The following is an 18,442-nucleotide window of genomic DNA, read 5'->3' on the forward strand; positions in this document are numbered from 1 at the left end:
TTAGTACTTAAATTGTAAGGTGCTGTACCAATGATGTTGGTGCAGCATTTTTTTAGTTGGTTTCATAAAAAAAGCCTCCGTTAGGAGGCTTTGGGTTAGGTTCATCACCTACAACAACATAATGGGTTAGAAGGTTCCGCGAATACCTACGAAGTACTGGCGACCTGTAAAGTTGGTTGTCGCAATGATTGATTCGTCGTTATTGAAGTAACGGTCGAAACGCTCATTGGTTAAGTTGGTCACATTAAAGGTCAATGAGTAGTTGTCATTGATTTTGTAAGACGTACTTAAATCAAGCTGTTGGTAGTCGTTTACATGACGAGGACCAGCGAAGAAACCGAACGAAGGTTCTAGTAAGTATTTCTCACGATAGTTGTAAGATAAACGTACTGACGCTGGGCCTTTTTCATAGTAACCAACTAGATTATATACATTTTTAGACAAGCCAGTGTAGCTGAATGTTTGACCTTCAAAGCCATCACCAAAGTCAGTGTCACTGTCTGTGTAAGTATAGTTTGCTAACATACCTAGACCATCGAATGGGGCAGGTAAGAAATCAAAAGCAGTTTGGAAGCTAAGCTCTGCACCATTGATTGTTGCCGATGCCGCATTACGTGGACGGTCTACCGATGCCCAATCAATTCCGGCAATTGTTTCTGGTGAGCTTGAGTTAAATACAAAGCCATCAATGTCTTTTTGGAACAAAGCAACACTCGCTAAACCTGTATCGTTGAAGTACCACTCAAGTGATAAGTCGAGTGAATCAGACTCAAATGGTTCAAGAGCCGGGTTACCCGCAGAGCCTGTCAGTGTGGTCGTACTAAATGTAAAGCGTGGCGATAACTGCGAAAGTGTAGGACGCGTTACTGTTTTGCTAGCCCCAAAGCGTAAGTACACTTCGTCAGTTAATTCAGCATTTAAGCTTAAGCTTGGTAACACATTGGTGTAGCTACTGCCTGTTGAGCTGGTTTCACCAACTACATCGAAGTCACCAGCACTGCGGATAACGATTTCAACAGGTAATGCACCCGTTGCTTCAACGTCGGTAGTTACTGCACGCACACCCACATTACCTTTTACTGGAATGTCTGCAACATCAAAGGCCATGTTCGCTTTTACGTATGCCGCTGCAATATCTTCTTCAACTTTGAATGAGCTGATGCTATCAAACTGTTGCTCAACACCGTATTTGTTATGGAAATCAATTGGATCACCAATCACAAAGCTGCGGATAACATTAGCGTTTGGTGCTTCACCTAAAAAGTCATCAACCGGGAAATCAAGTAGATTAATTGCAGATGTTGGTAGTACATCAGGTACCCCATTTGAGCCTGTAAAGCTGTTACCTACATAGGCTTTGATTTCTTTTGAACGTTGTGTGTAACGTACACCTGTTTCTAGGCTTGTGAAGTACTCATTGTCTAAGAAGTACTTAGCGTCAACAGAAAACGACAGAGATGTATCTTTTACGTCACGTGCATTTGAGTTACCAAACGCTACACGGTAGTTATCAGGGTCATTTAAGTCAGTACCAGTAACATAAAGGTCAGGAATACCATTATCTGGATTACGCGCATCATACACTACGTCAGCAAATGCTTGTAAAAGCACGCTTTTAAGGTCGCGTGTTTGCTCACCTTTAGAATAACCAATATCAAAATCAAGTTCCCAATCATCATTTGGCGCCCAATTTACATGAGTACCTAAAGCAAGCGTGTCTGATTCTATCTTAGTTAATTCAGATACGCTTCTAAACTGAGTTTGCGGTGCAACGGCATAAACCAGGTTATCGTTTTCTACCACAGCTTCGGTTACGAGGAATGGGAAAATACCGCCTACACCACGACCGTTTGGGTCATTTAGGTCGGCTGCAACCCACAGGCTAGGGTCTTGTGGGCCACGGAACTGGAATCGAGCAGGTAACTGTAGCGCTGTTTCATCTACATCGAATGTTGCATATAAACCATCAAATGTGATGTTTAACTCGTCGCTAGGTTGAAACTCGATTACTGCATTTAAGCCAGTACGAGTTCGCTCATCACCATAGTATTGAGTAAGGGGTTCGATAGGGTAAAGAGAATTAGGGTAATCGATACTACCATCATCTGTACCACCAGGAACGGTTGCAAGGTCAGGGCGAATTTCAACACCATCGCCAGTGCCTGGACCAAAGTTTACATTACCCCAAGAAAAATATTCGTCTTCACGGGTTTGACGCTCTGAGTAGGTTACACCAACGAGGACACCGAGTTTTTCATCGTCTGATTTCCAGTTCACAATGCCTGAAATACGCGGGTCGATTGAATCTGGCAGCTCACTGTACACACCTTCAGCTGACCAAGCACCAGAAAAGCCAACTTCATCTGCATCAAGCGGTTTACGAGTTTTGATGTCAGCATTACCACCAATACCGCCTTCGAGTTGATCTGCTGATACTGTTTTATAAACGTCTAGCTGACCAATTAGCTCTGAAGGCAGTACATCTAAAGAAAATTGACGACCAATACTGCGACCTGATGCTAAAGAGCGGCCATTTAAAGTAACCTGTGTAAAATCAACTGGTAAGCCACGGATTTGTACATATTGACCACCTAGTCGGCCATCGGTACTGCCATTGGTGCCGCCATTTGGGCTACCGCGAGGACGGTCAATTGAAATACCAGGAACACGTTGCAAAGACTGCGCGACGTTTTCATCAGGGAATTTACCCATATCTTCAGCGGCAATTGAGTCAAGAATTTTGTCAGAGCCACGCTTGGTGGCGATAGCTTCTTTCAAACTCAGTCTCACACCGCTGACAGCGATTACTTCAATATCATCTTGTGCAACATCCTTAGCTGTACTTTGTTCCTCTGCCATTGCTGTGCTACCCATCAGGGATAAAGCAACAGATAAGGCTATTTGGCTTTTGGTGAATTTCATCATATTGACCCCCATCGCTCTTGGCGAATTATTCTCGTGAATGTTCAAATGTCCATTCAGTGATATATAAAGACTAAAAATCCGTCAACGCGCTTTGCTGACTGCGTTAGCTAGGTTTCTTAGTTAAAATTTCGCCAAGAATGATGTTTTATAAATGAAACAAAATGGTTGAATTTATGTTAATGTTTATTTTGGGAAAATTCCTAAAATAGTATTAGCTAGTTGCGTATTCACCAAAAGAATTGCGCATACCAAAAGACCAGTATATTGCTTGAATATTTGTATGAGTGGAAAGTCATAAGAAAAGCACCATGGTTTAGGTCTCTTCGTCAAAACCCATTTTCTGTGAAATTTGAAGTGAGGTTTCTTTTAACTTATTTATCACATGCTCGAAATCAGCATTACGCGATTCGTCACGGTACATCAGAATTGAGGTGAGCAGCACAGCGACGGCATTATGGTAATAATCGAAAATGGGCACGCCTATATCATATACGCCAGCAAGAACAGGGCTTGGCATGGCTTCATGACCTTGTTCTTTTACGCGCAGCCAAATATTTCGCAGTGCCATTAAATCAAGAGACAAGTCAGGGTGATTTTCTTGGTATGCTTTGAGCATTCGTTCACGGTTGTCGTACGATGCAAATGCTAATAGCACATGTCCTGCACAGTTATCGGTAAGGGGGCCTCTTCCTCCAACAGGTAGGGTTAAGCAGTTGCTGTTGGTATCATAATCTTGGTGAGACAAGATTAATCCACCACCGTCTGAATACACCACTAAGTGGCAAGATTGTTGAATTTCACTACACAATTCTTGGATGATAGGAAAGGCAACATTATTTAGGTGGTGAACTGGCGCGTAGCGGTGAGTAAGCCGATAAAGCTTGAGTGAGAGCCTATAAACGCGTTCAGTTTGAAAAAACTCAAGGTAGTGGAGATCATTAAGAACCGCCACCATACGAAAAATTTCAGCTTTTGATTTCCCTAATGAGTCAGAAATTTGTGTCAGATTTAACCCTTCCGGGGTTCTTGCGAGTAATTCTATAATCGCCATGCCTTTCTCAAGAGCGGGCGCTTTATATTTAGTTTCTTTCTCTGTCATCGGGTACTTCTAATTACTTATTCTTAGATTAAAACCTTATACATAAGTGTAGTCTCAAAGAGCGCTTATGCACTGAAATATCACCTGAATTTGGTAATAAAGTAGCTTGTATATCCCAACTGTTTTGTTTTGGTCAATAAAGGTTTTCTGATTTTTATTTGAAAATTAAGTAGTTGAATTTATTTTTGAACAATGATTCACGTAAAGTTTTTGTTATCAAAGTGAGTGAATATAGTGCCTCTCGATAATAAATATTATTTTACGTACAGCTAACTAGAACCTTTATTAATTGAAGATTGTTTTGTATGTAAAACCCATGTTGAGCCGAATTTCATAAAAAAAATCCCATTCACAAAGCGCAGACAAGTGATTGACTGTTCAAGTGCAAGGTAACTAACTTGAGTTATTAATGTACCTTGTAGGAATAAAATTGTGAAAGTAGGAATTTGTGGTTTAGGCGACCGGTTAAGTTATGTTGCCAAAGTGATGCATGAGCTTATTCCAAATTTTGATTTGGTGGCTTATGCCGACCCTGAATCTGTAAAAGTTGAGTACATGCAGTCGCATGGTATCTCGATGCGCGCTTATGACGAACTTGCAGATATGTTGCAAAATGAGCAGCTTGATATGTTGATGATCGGCTCTCCAAATCATATGCATTTAGAGCACTTACGCCTTGGCATTGAAGCAGGGTTACTCATTTTTGCAGAGAAACCTATTGTGATGTCTGAGCAGCAGACCTACGACGTGCTTGAGCTTATCGCTAAACATAATGCCTTCGATAAAATTTTAGTGGGTATGGTGCTTCGTTATGCGCCTTTGTATAAAGATTTGGTCGCAGCCTTATCATCTAAATTACTGGGTGAAATCACCAGTATTGAGGCATCAGAGCATATTCCGCCAGAGCATGGTGCGTTTTTTATGCGAGATTGGCGCAGACATCAGGGACTTTCGGGCGGCTTCTTATTAGAAAAATGCTGTCACGACTTAGATCTTTATCAGGGCATTGTGAAAAGTCGCCCAGCTAAACTTGCCAGTTTTGGCGGTCGAAGAACCTTCACGCCTGAGAACAAGCACTTAGGCAAACACTCTGTATACCATCAACGCAAGTCACGTTGGAATGGCATAGATGAAGTGTTTGATAACGATTCTGAGCTGGTGGATCACCAAACCGCACTCATTCAATATGAAAATGGCATAAATCTGAGTTTTCATACTAACTTAAATGTACCGAACGATTACCGACACTTTAGTGTATTTGGCACACTCGGTATGGCTGAAGGTGACTTTGTGCGTAACTATTTCAAAGTGCATGACTGTATTACCTCAGGGGCATTGATTGATAAAACGTACTTACACGATGATTCAATTTCGATGCACTACGGCGCTGAAGAAGAAATGGCGGCAGATTGGATTGCCTTTTTTGAAAGAGGGACTCCTTTACCGGTATCCATTGTTGACGCTTTGCAAGCGGGGCTGACCGCCATCAAGTTAGATGAAGCTAGGCAAACAGGTTCGATTATCGATATGACAGAAACATGGAAAAAATTTGATAGCTACCTAAATAAAAATTAAAACACATCGGGGGATTCACATGGTCTTAATTGATTGGTTAATAGTTGCATTTTATGTAGTAGCAGCGGTTGTTATCGGGATGCTCTTTACAAAAAAGGCCAGTGAAAGTACGGCTGATTTTTTTGTCGCAGGGCGATCTTTACCTTGGTATATCGCGGGCACATCCATGGTGGCCACCACCTTTTCATCTGATACACCCTTGTTTGTAGCAGGGGCTGTGCGAGAGCAAGGCATTTACGCAAACTGGATTTGGTGGGTAAGTGTAATTGGCGTGATAATTTCGGTGTTCTTCTTTGCTAATTTATGGCGAAGATCAAAAGCACTGACCGAAATTGAGCTTATCTCACAGCGATATGATAAGAGTAAAGCCACTGATTTTTTAAGAATTTTTAAAGCTATTTTTGATGGCGTGTTTGTTAACTGCATTATCATCGCATCTGTTACTCTCGCTATGTCGAAAATTATTGTGGTGATTTTAGGCCTTTCGGCTGAGCCCTTGTTCGAAATCCCTCTGTTTGGCCCAATCACCGCGACTACGCTTATTTTGATTGTGCTTGCTATTGCTGCTGTGGTGTATACCGCGATGTCTGGTTTATATGGCGTTGTATATACCGATTTAATTCAATTTGCCTTGGCAATAGTGGGTTCTGTGGTATTAGCTATTATTGTCTATGTCGACTTACAAGATCACGGTGGCATCGTTGCTGCGGTTGAGGCATCTCCTGGGTTTAATAGCGATACACTCAAAATGATCCCCGACTTTGAATGGGATCTAAAAACCGCAACTTTTGTTATTTTAGTTTGTATTGGTTGGCTAAATTACGCGCCCGGGTTTGGTTTTTTCTTACAGCGCACACTTGCTGCCCGCAGTGAGAAAGATGCCATGTTGAGCTTATATTGGTTTGCTTTTTGCCATCTCGTGTTAAGAAGTTGGCCTTGGATTATCGTGGGTGTTGCCTCTTTGGTTTACTTTCCATCGTTGGTAGATGCAGAGCAATCATACCCAATGATGATAGATGAATTCTTACCAGTTGGTTTAAAAGGCATTATGGTCGCCTCTTTACTTGCTGCTTTTATGAGTACGCTCGATACTCAACTTAACTGGGGCTCGTCTTATTTAGTCAATGATGTTTACGAGCCTTACTTAGTTAAAGGCCGAGAAAAAGCACATTACATTAAGGCTGCTCGGATCAGCATGTTAGCCCTTACTTTGGTTGCTCTGATTGTAACGACTCAACTTGAAAGTATTCTAGGCGCTTATGAATATATTTCGGTAATCATCATTCCAATCTCTGTGGTACTTATCGCTCGCTGGTATTGGTGGCGAATAAATGTGTGGTCTGAAATTAGCGCGCTTATTACTGCCGTTATTGTCGGTAATGCGATGATGTACATATTACCCGATGAAGGCGAGGCTAAGTGGTTTGCCGTGCGCATGCTAGCAACCACGATGACAACCTTGGTTGTGTGCTTAGTTGTTACCCTAATGACCTCAAGTAAAACCCCAAGCCCAAAAACCATTGAGTTTTATAGTCGCTTAAAAATCCACGGCCGCGGCTGGAAAAAAGTCAGAGATTTAACAGGCATTGAACCAATCGCGGCGGGGATTAAAGATAACGCTATTGCTTGTGTTGCGAGTATTGCATTTATTTACTCGCTACTGCTCGGTATTGGTAATGCCTTATTTGAAGATTGGCAAACCTTTGGCTATTACTTAATTGTGATTGTGGCCTCTGGTTGGGTTGTAAAGCGTAAAATGCCGAAAGTGATAGCCTCATTAAGGCAAGAAGTATAACAATTTAAACTCCTAGTTGTGTCGCAAGCCATACGTTGTTTTTAAATAAGCATCGTATGGCTTTTTTATTAACATTTTTTAATTGGTAAATAAGAAAATTCATATTGATAAGAATATTTCATTTTTAAAATACCAATAATTTTAAAGCGTTAAATATGAAACGAATGAATGGTAGTTGCTTGTTTTTGTGTAATTTAATTGTTGCTCGTTTGTAAATTTAATAAGCTCGTTACATTCCTTATTTTCATGTGGTTTAGTTGCTATGAATAGTAAAATCCATAAAATCCTATCTGGTGTTGCCTTAGCAAGTAGTATTAATGTGGGTGCTGCAGAGTTACCTAAAGAAGTTAAATGGATGCAAGATGCCAAGTGGGGGATTAGTCATCACTATCTTGCTGGTGGCACTATGGATAATGCGTGGTACCAAATTACAGACTATAACGAGTGGAATAACTACGTTAATGGTTTTGATGTCAACGATTATGCTGATAAAGCCGCCAAGCTTGGTTATCGTTATGTAATTTTTACCATTACCCAAAACCGTGGTTACTTATCTACGACCAGTGATATTTACGATTTACACTCACCTGCATGTCCGAGTAAACATATTGCACCGGGTTGTATCACACAAGTTAATTCTAATCAGGCTGATTATACGCCAACCCGTGACCTTGTTCTGGATATGGCGCTGGCGCTTAAAGCAAAAGGCATCAAGCTAATTGCATATCTACCTTCACACTTAGGTGATAGATGGACGGGCAAAAAAGTGAAAGCGCCATACCCAGACTGGTTTATCAATGGCTTTGTGAGTGAAAGAGCCCAAACCTGGGGTGATAATATTGCCGGTTGGTGGTTTGATGGTTGGTATCAAGCAGATGAATCGCAGCAAGAACTTGCGGCTAATAATGACTACCCAGTAGCTGATCAGCTAGCGAAATCAGTGCGTAGTGGTAACCCGAATGCAGTGATTACTATTAGTGATGGTTTTGAGTACAGCTTTATTCCGAATGACCCACAAAGTAACTACACCCAAGGTGAGCATAATGAGCTACCGCCTATTCCAAAATCAGGTGAAGTAACCACGGCGCTCGGTACAAAAGTGCAATGGCATGGCTTTACGTATACCTCGCAAGAAGATCCATTATTTGGTGGCTGGGGGCAAGTTAAGCGCAGCTTAAAATACAGTAATAATGAGGTAGCAAACCGAGTAAAATACATCGCAAGGGCTGGGGGTGTCACAACTTTAGATGTGGCTATTAATCCAAACGGCAGCTGGATAGTTGACCGCTTAGTGCAAATTCAAACGGTAGGAAACACGGTTGGTACAACATCTGACACCACTTATTCAGGCTTAGAGCTTGTAAACGATGATGATCCTCGAATTCAGTATAGCGAAAATGGCAACTGGGTGAGATCTGAGCAAACAAATACTGGCGAATATAAGCAAGATTTGCATATGACTACTGTCAATGGTGCGTCGTTTAGTTATGACTTTAGTGGTTCGAGTATTGTCTTTGCGACCTCAAAAGATATTAACCATGGTGACGTTGAGGTTTTCTTAGATGGTAAATCACAAGGCATATACTCTATTTTTGATGGTAACAACTACCGTCAAGTTCAAAGTATTGTGTTCGAAAAACATGATTTAGCAGCTGGAGCGCATACCTTAACGGTTAAAAAAGTATCGGGAGATGTTATGCCTGTTGATGTAGTGCTCTCGAAAAAAGCAAAGAAAATATATAAAGCCAAATCGCTCTAGCGATATCTAAATCAAGGGTGGATGGGGATCCCCCTTTTTATTCAAGCAAGTTTGAGGTTTATCTGAGAAGCCTTAAGCTTGCTGCTCCATATTAAACCTATTCCATGTAATGCTATTCCTTAACTTTCGCCAATAAAGCTTGGGCATCTTATAGCTTGTCCTTACATTTCTTTTCACTGTCTGTTAAAAATAATGTTATATTTGTGTTCTTACTCAAAAGTAATAAAATAATACAAATTAAAATTTAACGATCAGGTTTCAAGATGACATTACAAACAAATAGTCCGTTAGTAGAGCAGCGTGCCGATCCGTTTGTGCATAAGCACAGCGATGGTTTTTATTATTTTACAGGTTCTGTACCAACGTATGATCGCATTGAACTTCGTAAGTCTGCGACATTAGAGGGCTTAAAAGACGCTGAAACCTTTGATATTTGGTTTAAACATGACAGCGGCCCAATGAGCCGTCATATCTGGGCACCTGAAATTCATTACCTCGATGGCAAATGGTATATCTACTTTGCTGCCAGTGAAGAAGATGATATTTGGGCATTACGCCCGTATGTGCTTGAGTGTAAAGGTCAAGATCCGCTAAATGATGAGTGGGTTGAACTTGGCATGATGCAAGCGGCTGAGGGCGATGAAAAGTCGTTCACTGATTTTTCTTTAGATGCCACCATTTTTGAAAACAACGGTAAGCGTTACTTTTGCTGGGCAGAGAAAACCGGCGGTCAATTTGCTGCATCAAACCTGTATTTAGCGGAGATGGAATCTCCAATTAAGTTAAAAACAGCACAGTTTATGCTGACGACACCAGATTACGATTGGGAACGTGTCGACTTTTGGGTAAACGAAGGCCCGGCAGTACTTAAAAATAACGGTAAAATCTTCATTGCTTTCTCTGCAAGCGCAACAGGTGCATGTTACTGCATGGGTTATATGGAAGCAGACGAAAACAGCGATTTACTTGATCGTAACTCGTGGACTAAAACACGTATGCCAGTGCTTGAAACAAGTGTTGAAAAAAACATTTTCGGCCCAGGTCATAACTGTTTTACAGTAGCTGAAGATGGTGAAACGCCACTGTGTATTTACCATGCTCGTGACTATGAGCACGCAGTTGGTGAACCAAGTGTGGTGCCAAAAACAGACACCCGTCCACTAGAAGAGATTGTAAAAGATCCGCTTTACGATCCAAATCGTCACGCTCGAGTTATGGAAGTGAAATACGACGAAAATGGTCGTCCGCTATTTGAACTGTATTAATTTTATAGTGACGTAAATTAAGTTCATAAAGCCACCAACTTAGGTGGCTTTATTGTATGAGAGTTAGTTAGCCAAGAATAGCGGGGTACCAGTTTGCCAGCGTCACTCCAAATAAGCCGATTAAGAACACGATTGATATTAGCGTCATTAAACAGGCAGTGCCGATAGTGATAAACGTAATATTCGTACGAGCTGCATAGCGGACAAGCTCGGCTATTAAAAGTGGTACTAAGTAAGAGCAAAGGCTAACAGCAAGTACGGCAGGACCTGTGAATGTTGCGGTATCGACGCCTAAGGTGCCAAATACTAAAAACCATGCAAATATCAGTAATCTAAAAAACAACACACCATTAGCAGCAAGATATAACCGTATAGCCCACCTTTGATGAGCGTTGAAGTTACGAACCCGTGCTGTTTTCACTGCAAATATACTTGATACGATAACAACTAAACCGCCAAACATTGTCAGTGCATGCATCAGTGTATTACCAACCGTTCCTCTTACAATCATTAAATACATGCCAGCAAATGAAATACAGCAAGCTAAAACAACAAATACGCGGCCATTGTAGCGATGGAATGCTCTGTATTTTGCCCTCAGTTTTTCAATGAGTTGTAAGCTTCCGCCAAGGATCATCACTACCGCAAATAATACATGCACTGCATACATGAAATTCCCTGTGGCATCATTAGCAACATAGGCGGTGTTATTAAGTCGGTTCCAATCTGATAGGCCTGTAGTTAACCCTGTCATTCCATAACCAAGAATGAGGTAAATCACAAAGCAAGTTTGCGCCATTAGCAGGCTAATAAACCAAAGCTTTTTACTGTATTCGAGCGCTTTTAAAGGTGTGAGTTTGCTATCTTTGTTAAACATCATCAATTCCATTACATTTTTCTAATACCGCTAATATAAAGGGCTAGAGCAAGATTTCTTCTCAAATTCGAAATTTGATCAATGAAATATTGTGTTTATTTATGAGAATTCACACAGGGTTTGACATATTCACTAACAAACTCTTTTTGCTATGTTGATCTTGAAAAAGTAAACTTATCTGATTGGTAAATAATTCATCAAACTCCCAATTTAAGGTATGTAGAGTTATGCAAAATACTTCTCCTTATTACTTACTCGTTTTTGTTTGTATGGGGCTCATGCTGCTAAATGGTATGAAAAAAGAGAAGCAGCTTATTCATTATCTGTTTGCAGTATTTTGCGGTTCGCTTTGCATGGTTGGGGTGCAAAAAATCAGTGCACCAAGTATTGGTGTTTACAGTTATTTAATCGGATTATTTACCTGCGCAACCTGTAATATGTCTTGGCTTATATCACGCACTTTGTTTCGTAAGCATAAGCCTATTTCTACGGTACATATTGCCGTGGCTGTTGCTATTGCGGGTTTAATTATGTTTAACCAAACTTGGCATTATTTGGTGAGTATTGATGTGCAAGTTTTCCCTGATAGCCAATTCTTGTGGCGTTTAAAGCAAGGTATGGCCGAAATAACGGTGTTGCTATCTTCAAGTATTCTGGTGTTGTCTTTTTGGGAAGCGTTACGGGGCTATAAAGAGAAATCACAAACGCAAAAGTTACAGGCAAGTATTTTTGCTAGTTGCTACTTTTTAGCGGTATTTAATGCCAGCATACTGCCTAAGTTTTTATTCAGTGAAAGCGAATTTCAACAATTTGAGCCACTTATAATTACCTCATCTGCATTGTTGATTGTATTTGCAATGCAGCTAGTAATGTTTTTGCAAAACCCTCCCCACAGTAGCGTGCCTGAAGCTGTTGATAGTAAAGTGGTGAACTCTGAAAAGGTAGTGAAAGCTACCCATCAGGCTGAACAATCTGAAAATAAAGAGGTAGAGCCTGAGCTTATTACTGATATAGAAGCACTGATCAATAAGCAGGTTTATTTGCAAACTAATTTGAAAATTTCTGACTTTGCACAAGCATTAGCAGTACCTGAGTATAAGATTAGCCGCACTATTCGCCATCATTTTAAAGCATCTAATTTTAATTTATTTATTAATCAGTACCGAGTAAAGCATGCACAAGGGCTGCTACTTAAGGACGAAGCAAGTCATTGGAGCATTTTAAGTATTGCAATGGAAAGTGGTTTTTCTTCGCTTGCTACCTTTAACCGTGTTTTTAAAAGCATTGTTGGGGTTAACCCAAATGAGTTTCGTAAGCAGAACAACTCATTAGTTGAACAAAAAGTCTTAGAGCTTACTGACTAGAAGTTACAGTGGCTTTTGCGTTAAATGCTCAGCAATGACCTCAAACATGGTTTGCACTTCTATTGGCTTGGCTATATAGCCTTGCATTCCTGATTCTTTAGCTTTAGTTAGGTCGGCTTCCATGGTGTTGGCGGTCATGGCGATGATTGGAATATGGGCAAACTTTGATTGCTGTTTGATTTTATTCGCTGCGGTATAACCATCCATTCTTGGCATTTGGCAGTCCATCAAAATACAATCGAAAGTGCCTTTTTCTACAGCTTCAATCGCTGCTATGCCATCTTCGGCAATATCAACAATAAAGCCATTTGAGCGTAGTATTTGCGATGCAACTTGTTGGTTAAGCGGGTTGTCTTCAACTAGCAGTATTTTTGAGCCGGCGAGCTTTTTAAAGCATGTATTGTCGACTCTGGTCTCTTTTTTCGTAGCGATACCCATCACATGCTCGAGGGTTTTTAGTAAGTTTCCTTTAATAATTGGCTTTAATAATATTTCTTCAACGGTTTTATCAAGTGTACTTAGCGTGTCTTTAACTTCTTGGTTTTCAAAAGATGCGAGAATAATGGTTTTTTTAATATCGATAGAAAGCTGCTTTTTGAGGTTCTCTAAAATGTTATTTTGCTCACAGTTTAGTACGTGCCAGTCTAAAAAAATGAAGTCGTAATTATGGCTAATATCGACCTTAGATAGCTTTTCATCTAGGCAATTAATCGTCTGCACATTGATGTCTAATACTTTGAGCATGTCATGTAAAATAGTTTCAGGTTTGTCGCTTTGCTCAATAATAAGAGCACGTTTATGTTTAAAAATGTCTTTGTCGTGGCAGCTTTGCATAGCCGATAGCGCAAATGACACGTCAAAACTAAAGCAACTTCCTTTGTTTAATTGGCTTTTAACCTCAATATGCCCACCCATTAGTTCGATGATCTTTTTACTGATAACAAGACCAAGACCCGTACCACCAAACTTACGGGTTGTAGAAACATCAGCTTGAGAAAAGGGCTTGAACACACTATTAACTTGCTCTTGTGACATGCCAATACCTTGGTCAATCACCTGAAAATTAATACAAATAGAGGTATCGGTTTTTGACTCTCTTGTCATTTTTAGCGTGACATTTTGCTGGTTCGAAAATTTAATCGCATTGCTTAGTAAATTTAATAATACTTGATTGAGTCTAAGTGCATCACCGATTAAAAACTCGGGTATGTCATCGTCAATATCAAAAATGACTTCGATGTTATTTTTCTCAATTAAGCTGCTGGCTAAATTAGCTAGGTTAGCGAGAAAGTCATTTAAGTTAAAATCATTGTTTTCAAGTTCAAGCTTGTTGGCTTCAATTTTAGAAAAATCGAGAATGTCATTAATAATCCCAAGCAGTGATTTGGCCGACAGTTGGATTTTCTCGACGTAATCATATTGCTTGTCGGTTAATTCAGTATCGAGGGCGAGGTGTGCCATGCCTAAAATTGCATTCATAGGGGTGCGGATTTCGTGACTCATATTCGCTAAAAACATTGATTTAGCTTGGTTGGCGGCATCGGCCATCTCTTTTGCTTTATTCAAATCTTGGGTGCGAAGGATAACTTCTTTTTCTAGATTTTCGGCGGCATGTTTTAGCGTCATATTTGCTTCATATAACTCTAAGGACTTCTGTTCTAAAAGCGCTTCGGCTTGTTTTCGAGCCTGGCGCTCTCGTTCTATTCTACGTTTGTAGAGTTCTTCATCCACATTAAGCTTCTTTTGTTAGAGTAAAAGTGGCAGATTGATAGTTATCGTCAATCTCACTTTTAACGGTAATAATTTCATTGAAATGCTCACAGGCGCCTTCAATCAAGCCCTCAGCTAAACATGCAAATGGGTTACCTGATCGATAAAACATTTGCATTTCGCAGTGACTAATTCGTTTTGTTTCAAAGCTTGGCAATTCTGCATCGTTGTAGAGCTTTTTGACCTCAATATGTACGTGTCGATCAATGGTATCAAGGAAATCAAAAGTATTTTCAACACTATCAAAGAAATGTGGATACAAAACAAAAAAGCGTTTTAACAAATGCTTACCGTAAGCATGAACCAGTTCATCAATGGGTTTATTTATATGTTTGCTCAATGAGCTGACCAACAATAGCAGCTCTGTATTATCGTAATTGCCAACGCTAGTATAAGCGCCGTTTGAAGTAAGTGAGTTTTCTTCGATGATTTTGTCTGCAACTTCATAAGAAAACTCATTTTCGACCATTTCTAAAAACTCGGTAAAGACAATACCTTTCATACGATAGCCCAATAAATCTTCATACTAAAAGTTTAGATGTAAAGAGAGATATTACAATTTTTCACCGGTGAACTTTAGTATGGATAAGGTTTCAAATTTGCTGAAAAATTAAAGCCTAGCAAGCAAACTGGCCAAACAAGGTTATACTTTTTAGTACTAATGTATTTTTGATTCTGCTGGGTTTAATGTTTTATGGTGATTGGTGCGAGGCTCAAAAAACGCTTATTACTTGCTTTCACCGCGGCGTGCTTTGCTATTTTGTTGGCGCAAACAATTATTCGGCATTTTTGGATTTTGCCAACGTTTGAAGCGATGACAAAACAAAATGATCGGATTGATATTCAGCGCGTGGAGTCACAACTTCAGCAAGAGATTGATGCCCTGTCAAAAATGGTCTTCGATAGCTCAGCTTGGGATACCATGTATAAAGCTGCACAGCAACGTGATACTCAGTGGTTTAATAGTGATTATGTTATCGCTGACGCACTACAGCGGTTAGACGTAAATGGTTGGTATTTATATGATACACAGGCAAATATTATTGGCGGTGGCAGCTTTAATAATGATTATAAGCCTTACTCACCAACGGTTTTAGAAAGCCCCAATTTGTTGATAAAAAACGACCTAATAATCTTATCTGACGATATAACCACTAGCCAATCTGAGTTAATCCATAAAGTCCGGTTTATTACTATAGATAAAACGCCTGCCGTCACCGTCGCTTACAATGTAACGAAGTCTGATGGCTCCGGTGAATTTGTGGCTACGTTACTGCTTTGGAGCTTTATTGATGAAGGCTTTGTCGAAAATCTAACACCAGGGTTAGCAAATGATATTAGCTTTTATGGCACTGATGAAGCACCAAAATATAAGGAACATCTAATTAGGATGTTTGGTGAAAAAAGGAGTGCACTCGAGACTACTCAATACAATCGGCGGCTTTACTTAGGAGTCAATGATCAAGCTGGAGACTTACTGTTTGTGCTATCTATCGCATCCCGTGAACGGACTTACGACCGAAGTTTGTTTGATAGCTCTTTAATTACCGGTTTATTGATCTCTGGTTCTGTATTTATTTTGTTTTATTTATATATAAATCAACAGGTTTTAAGGCCACTCAGAAAGCTCTACATATTGGTAAATTCAGCAATCAGAAATAACGACTTTAGCGCTCGGGATGAGTATTTTGGCAATAACGAATTGCACCAGCTCGGGCGAGGTATGAATGAGTTATTTACTTTGATAGAAAATCAACGCGCAGAAATTTTAGAGCGCCACCAGAAGTTAAAGCATATCAGCAATACCGATTCAATGACGACGCTTGCCAATCGCCGGGCATTGGATAAACACTTTACCATGCTTGCCAGCGATACAGATTTAGCATCGCAGCCTATTTCAATGATTGTCGCCGATATCGATCATTTTAAACTCTACAATGACTATTATGGACATGATCAAGGTGACAAAGCGCTTTGTGAAGTCGCCAATCTTCTTAAAGATAATACCAATCCAGGCAGTCACTTTGTTGCCCGCTATGGCGGCGAAGAATTTGTAATTGTGCTAAGCAATACAGATAAGCAGGAGGCACTCAAAGTGGCTGAAACGCTACGAACTGCTGTTGCGTCAGCTCACATTACTCACCAAGGCCGTGCAGACTTAAGCTATGTTACTTTATCGATAGGTGTTGCCAGTAAGGCTGCTAATGAGGCGTTTGATTCAGATAGCTTGTTTAAAATAGCGGATGACGCGCTTTATAAAGCGAAAAAGCAAGGTCGAAATTGCTGCGTTGCTGGATAGTTTTTAACATTTGTTTACATTAAATAAACATAAATGGGTGCTTTTGGGTACGGATAAATTAAGCTATCTCTTTAATAGTGTAATTTTATATTACAAATATAATAAAGGAGATAGTCTTGAAGATTTTAAACCAAACTAAACTGTTAGCATTATGCCTACTAGCAGTTGCGTGTTTTGCTCAGAGTGCTGTTCATGCACAACAGTGTAGTGCTATGCCTGAATCTGGCACTGTATATTCCATTATTAATAGAGGCTCTGGCCTTGCACTTGATGTAAATACCAGTGATTCTAGCTCAGCCCCGAATATTATTAGCTACGAATACTGGGGTGGAAATAACCAAAAGTTTCAGCTTATTCAAGAAACAGATGGCTATTGGATTATACGCTCTAAATTTAACAATAAAGTTCTTGATGTGTTGAACTCATCGCAATCAAATGGTGCAAATATAATTGCTTATGATGATTGGCAAGGGGCTAATCAACGTTGGTTGTTAAAAGCATCTTCATCGGGCGGCTTCAATATCGTCAATAAGTTAACTGGTAAATCTTTGACAGTTGCAGGCTCAAATAATACTGCAAATGTTTATCAAAATGATGATGCTGGGATCAGTTCACAAAGATGGTTTATTAATCCAGTAAATGGCGACTGTGGGACTACTGGAACCACTCCCAGTGACTTAATAGGCTTTGCATCTCAAGTAGGTCAAGATGGATTGAGCACAACGACCGGTGGTGGTAATAACACTGCCATCACAGTATATAGCTGTGATGATTTAAGTACTGCATTGAGTTCAGGCTCTGCTGCGGTTATTCAGGTCCCAGATAACACCGTGATTGATTGTCGAACCGCCAATAGAACGGTACCAGCTTGTCCACTTGATTGTGGTCAATGGGGAGATTACGGTAAGACGTGGTACAGAATTCCCGTTGGTAATCAAAGCTGTAGTGAGTTGGGAAGTAGCTCAAACTCAACCGTGAATGTTACCCGTAATGATAGACGTATCATTGTGCAATCAAATAAAACGCTGCAAGGGTTAGGTAAAAACTCGAAAATAATTGGTGCTAGCCTCGTTATTAGCAAGCAGCGAAATATTATTATTAAGAACATTATGCTTGAGGGTATTAACCCAGCCCTTGTAGAAGCAGGTGATGCTATTTCAATAGATGATAGTAGTCATGTATGGGTTGATCACATGGCATTTAATAAAATCAGTGATGGATATATTGATGTAGACAATAGTCAAAACGTTACTTTAAGTTGGAATCGTTTTTATGGATATAACCCTCAAGTTTGCGCTAACCAGCATTGGTATACTCATTTATTCAGAAACTCTCAAATAACAGCGCATCACAATTTTTGGGATACAGCTGCAGGGCGAAACCCTAAAGTAGATGGCTATAACTCTCGTGTGCATATGTTTAATAATTACTGGAAGAACATTACTTATTTTTCAATTAGTGCGGGGAATGGCGCTGAGGTTTTAGTGGAAAATAATTACTTTGAAAATTCAGCGAAACCTCACTGGAATCAAGGCTCTGGTTATTTTAGTGCCTCAGGAAATGTTTACACTGGAAGTTCTGCAACTGATCAATATCGAGATAGCGGGGCAACAGTATTCGGTGATATTCAGCTTTACCCATATCGATTAGATGATCCAAGTTCTTTGGGCAGTAAAGTGAATGGCGGTACAGGTCCACAATAAGTATCAATTGT

General features: G+C 40.0%; 12 protein-coding genes. 7 read left to right on the forward strand and 5 right to left on the reverse strand.

From position 1 onward, the window contains the following. Nucleotides 1-126: 126 nt before the first annotated feature. Together WA256_RS00975 and WA256_RS00980 are read right to left on the reverse strand one after the other, a co-directional pair. Complete coding sequence (locus WA256_RS00975; protein WP_335988350.1) at nucleotides 127-2,925, reverse strand: TonB-dependent receptor; 2,799 nt, start codon at nucleotides 2,923-2,925, stop codon at nucleotides 127-129. Nucleotides 2,926-3,238: 313 nt separating this feature from the next. Further along, complete coding sequence (locus WA256_RS00980) at nucleotides 3,239-4,024, reverse strand: IclR family transcriptional regulator (RefSeq protein ID WP_335988353.1); 786 nt, start codon at nucleotides 4,022-4,024, stop codon at nucleotides 3,239-3,241. 432 nt (nucleotides 4,025-4,456) lie between these two features. Here WA256_RS00980 and WA256_RS00985 point away from each other — a divergent pair, with 432 nt between their 5' ends. The 4 genes from WA256_RS00985 to WA256_RS01000 all read left to right on the forward strand — a co-directional run bounded on the left by WA256_RS00985 (nucleotide 4,457) and on the right by WA256_RS01000 (nucleotide 10,418). Further along, the gene (locus WA256_RS00985; RefSeq protein ID WP_063528836.1) at nucleotides 4,457-5,599 is read left to right on the forward strand and encodes a Gfo/Idh/MocA family protein; all 1,143 of its coding nucleotides are present in this window, start codon (nucleotides 4,457-4,459) and stop codon (nucleotides 5,597-5,599) included. 19 nt (nucleotides 5,600-5,618) lie between these two features. Further along, complete coding sequence (locus tag WA256_RS00990; RefSeq protein ID WP_335988357.1) at nucleotides 5,619-7,394, forward strand: sodium:solute symporter family protein; 1,776 nt, start codon at nucleotides 5,619-5,621, stop codon at nucleotides 7,392-7,394. Nucleotides 7,395-7,656: 262 nt separating this feature from the next. Beyond that, a complete protein-coding gene (locus WA256_RS00995) occupies nucleotides 7,657-9,153 on the forward strand; it encodes a hypothetical protein (protein WP_335988359.1) in 1,497 nt (498 codons plus the stop codon). A gap of 263 nt (nucleotides 9,154-9,416) precedes the next feature. Next, a complete protein-coding gene (locus WA256_RS01000) occupies nucleotides 9,417-10,418 on the forward strand; it encodes a family 43 glycosylhydrolase (RefSeq protein ID WP_058585593.1) in 1,002 nt (333 codons plus the stop codon). Nucleotides 10,419-10,485: 67 nt separating this feature from the next. Here the strand turns inward: WA256_RS01000 and WA256_RS01005 are convergent, their stop codons facing one another. Continuing rightward, entirely contained in the window at nucleotides 10,486-11,298 is an 813-nt protein-coding gene (locus tag WA256_RS01005; protein ID WP_269408770.1) for a DUF2306 domain-containing protein, read from the reverse strand. Nucleotides 11,299-11,522: 224 nt separating this feature from the next. On the opposite strand from WA256_RS01005, the gene WA256_RS01010 reads away from it, so the two are divergent. After that, entirely contained in the window at nucleotides 11,523-12,659 is a 1,137-nt protein-coding gene (locus WA256_RS01010; protein WP_269408769.1) for a helix-turn-helix domain-containing protein, read from the forward strand. 3 nt (nucleotides 12,660-12,662) lie between these two features. On the opposite strand, the gene WA256_RS01015 is transcribed toward WA256_RS01010, so the two are convergent. Next, nucleotides 12,663-14,390: a response regulator gene (locus WA256_RS01015; RefSeq protein ID WP_062565012.1), complete on the reverse strand. Its 1,728-nt coding sequence runs from the start codon at nucleotides 14,388-14,390 to the stop codon at nucleotides 12,663-12,665. 1 nt (nucleotide 14,391) lies between these two features. Further along, nucleotides 14,392-14,931, reverse strand: a complete 540-nt coding sequence (locus tag WA256_RS01020) for a heme NO-binding domain-containing protein (protein WP_062565013.1) — start codon at nucleotides 14,929-14,931, stop codon at nucleotides 14,392-14,394. A gap of 192 nt (nucleotides 14,932-15,123) precedes the next feature. Between WA256_RS01020 and WA256_RS01025 the strand changes: the two genes are divergently transcribed. Both WA256_RS01025 and WA256_RS01030 read left to right on the forward strand, forming a co-directional pair. Continuing rightward, nucleotides 15,124-16,728: a sensor domain-containing diguanylate cyclase gene (locus WA256_RS01025; protein ID WP_335988367.1), complete on the forward strand. Its 1,605-nt coding sequence runs from the start codon at nucleotides 15,124-15,126 to the stop codon at nucleotides 16,726-16,728. Between the two features lie 116 nt (nucleotides 16,729-16,844). After that, nucleotides 16,845-18,431: an RICIN domain-containing protein gene (locus tag WA256_RS01030; RefSeq protein WP_335988370.1), complete on the forward strand. Its 1,587-nt coding sequence runs from the start codon at nucleotides 16,845-16,847 to the stop codon at nucleotides 18,429-18,431. The last annotated feature ends 11 nt before the right edge of the window (nucleotides 18,432-18,442 follow it).

This window comes from Pseudoalteromonas sp. CH_XMU1449-3 (assembly GCF_037027245.1).
Taxonomy (GTDB): Bacteria; Pseudomonadota; Gammaproteobacteria; order Enterobacterales; family Alteromonadaceae; genus Pseudoalteromonas; species Pseudoalteromonas shioyasakiensis.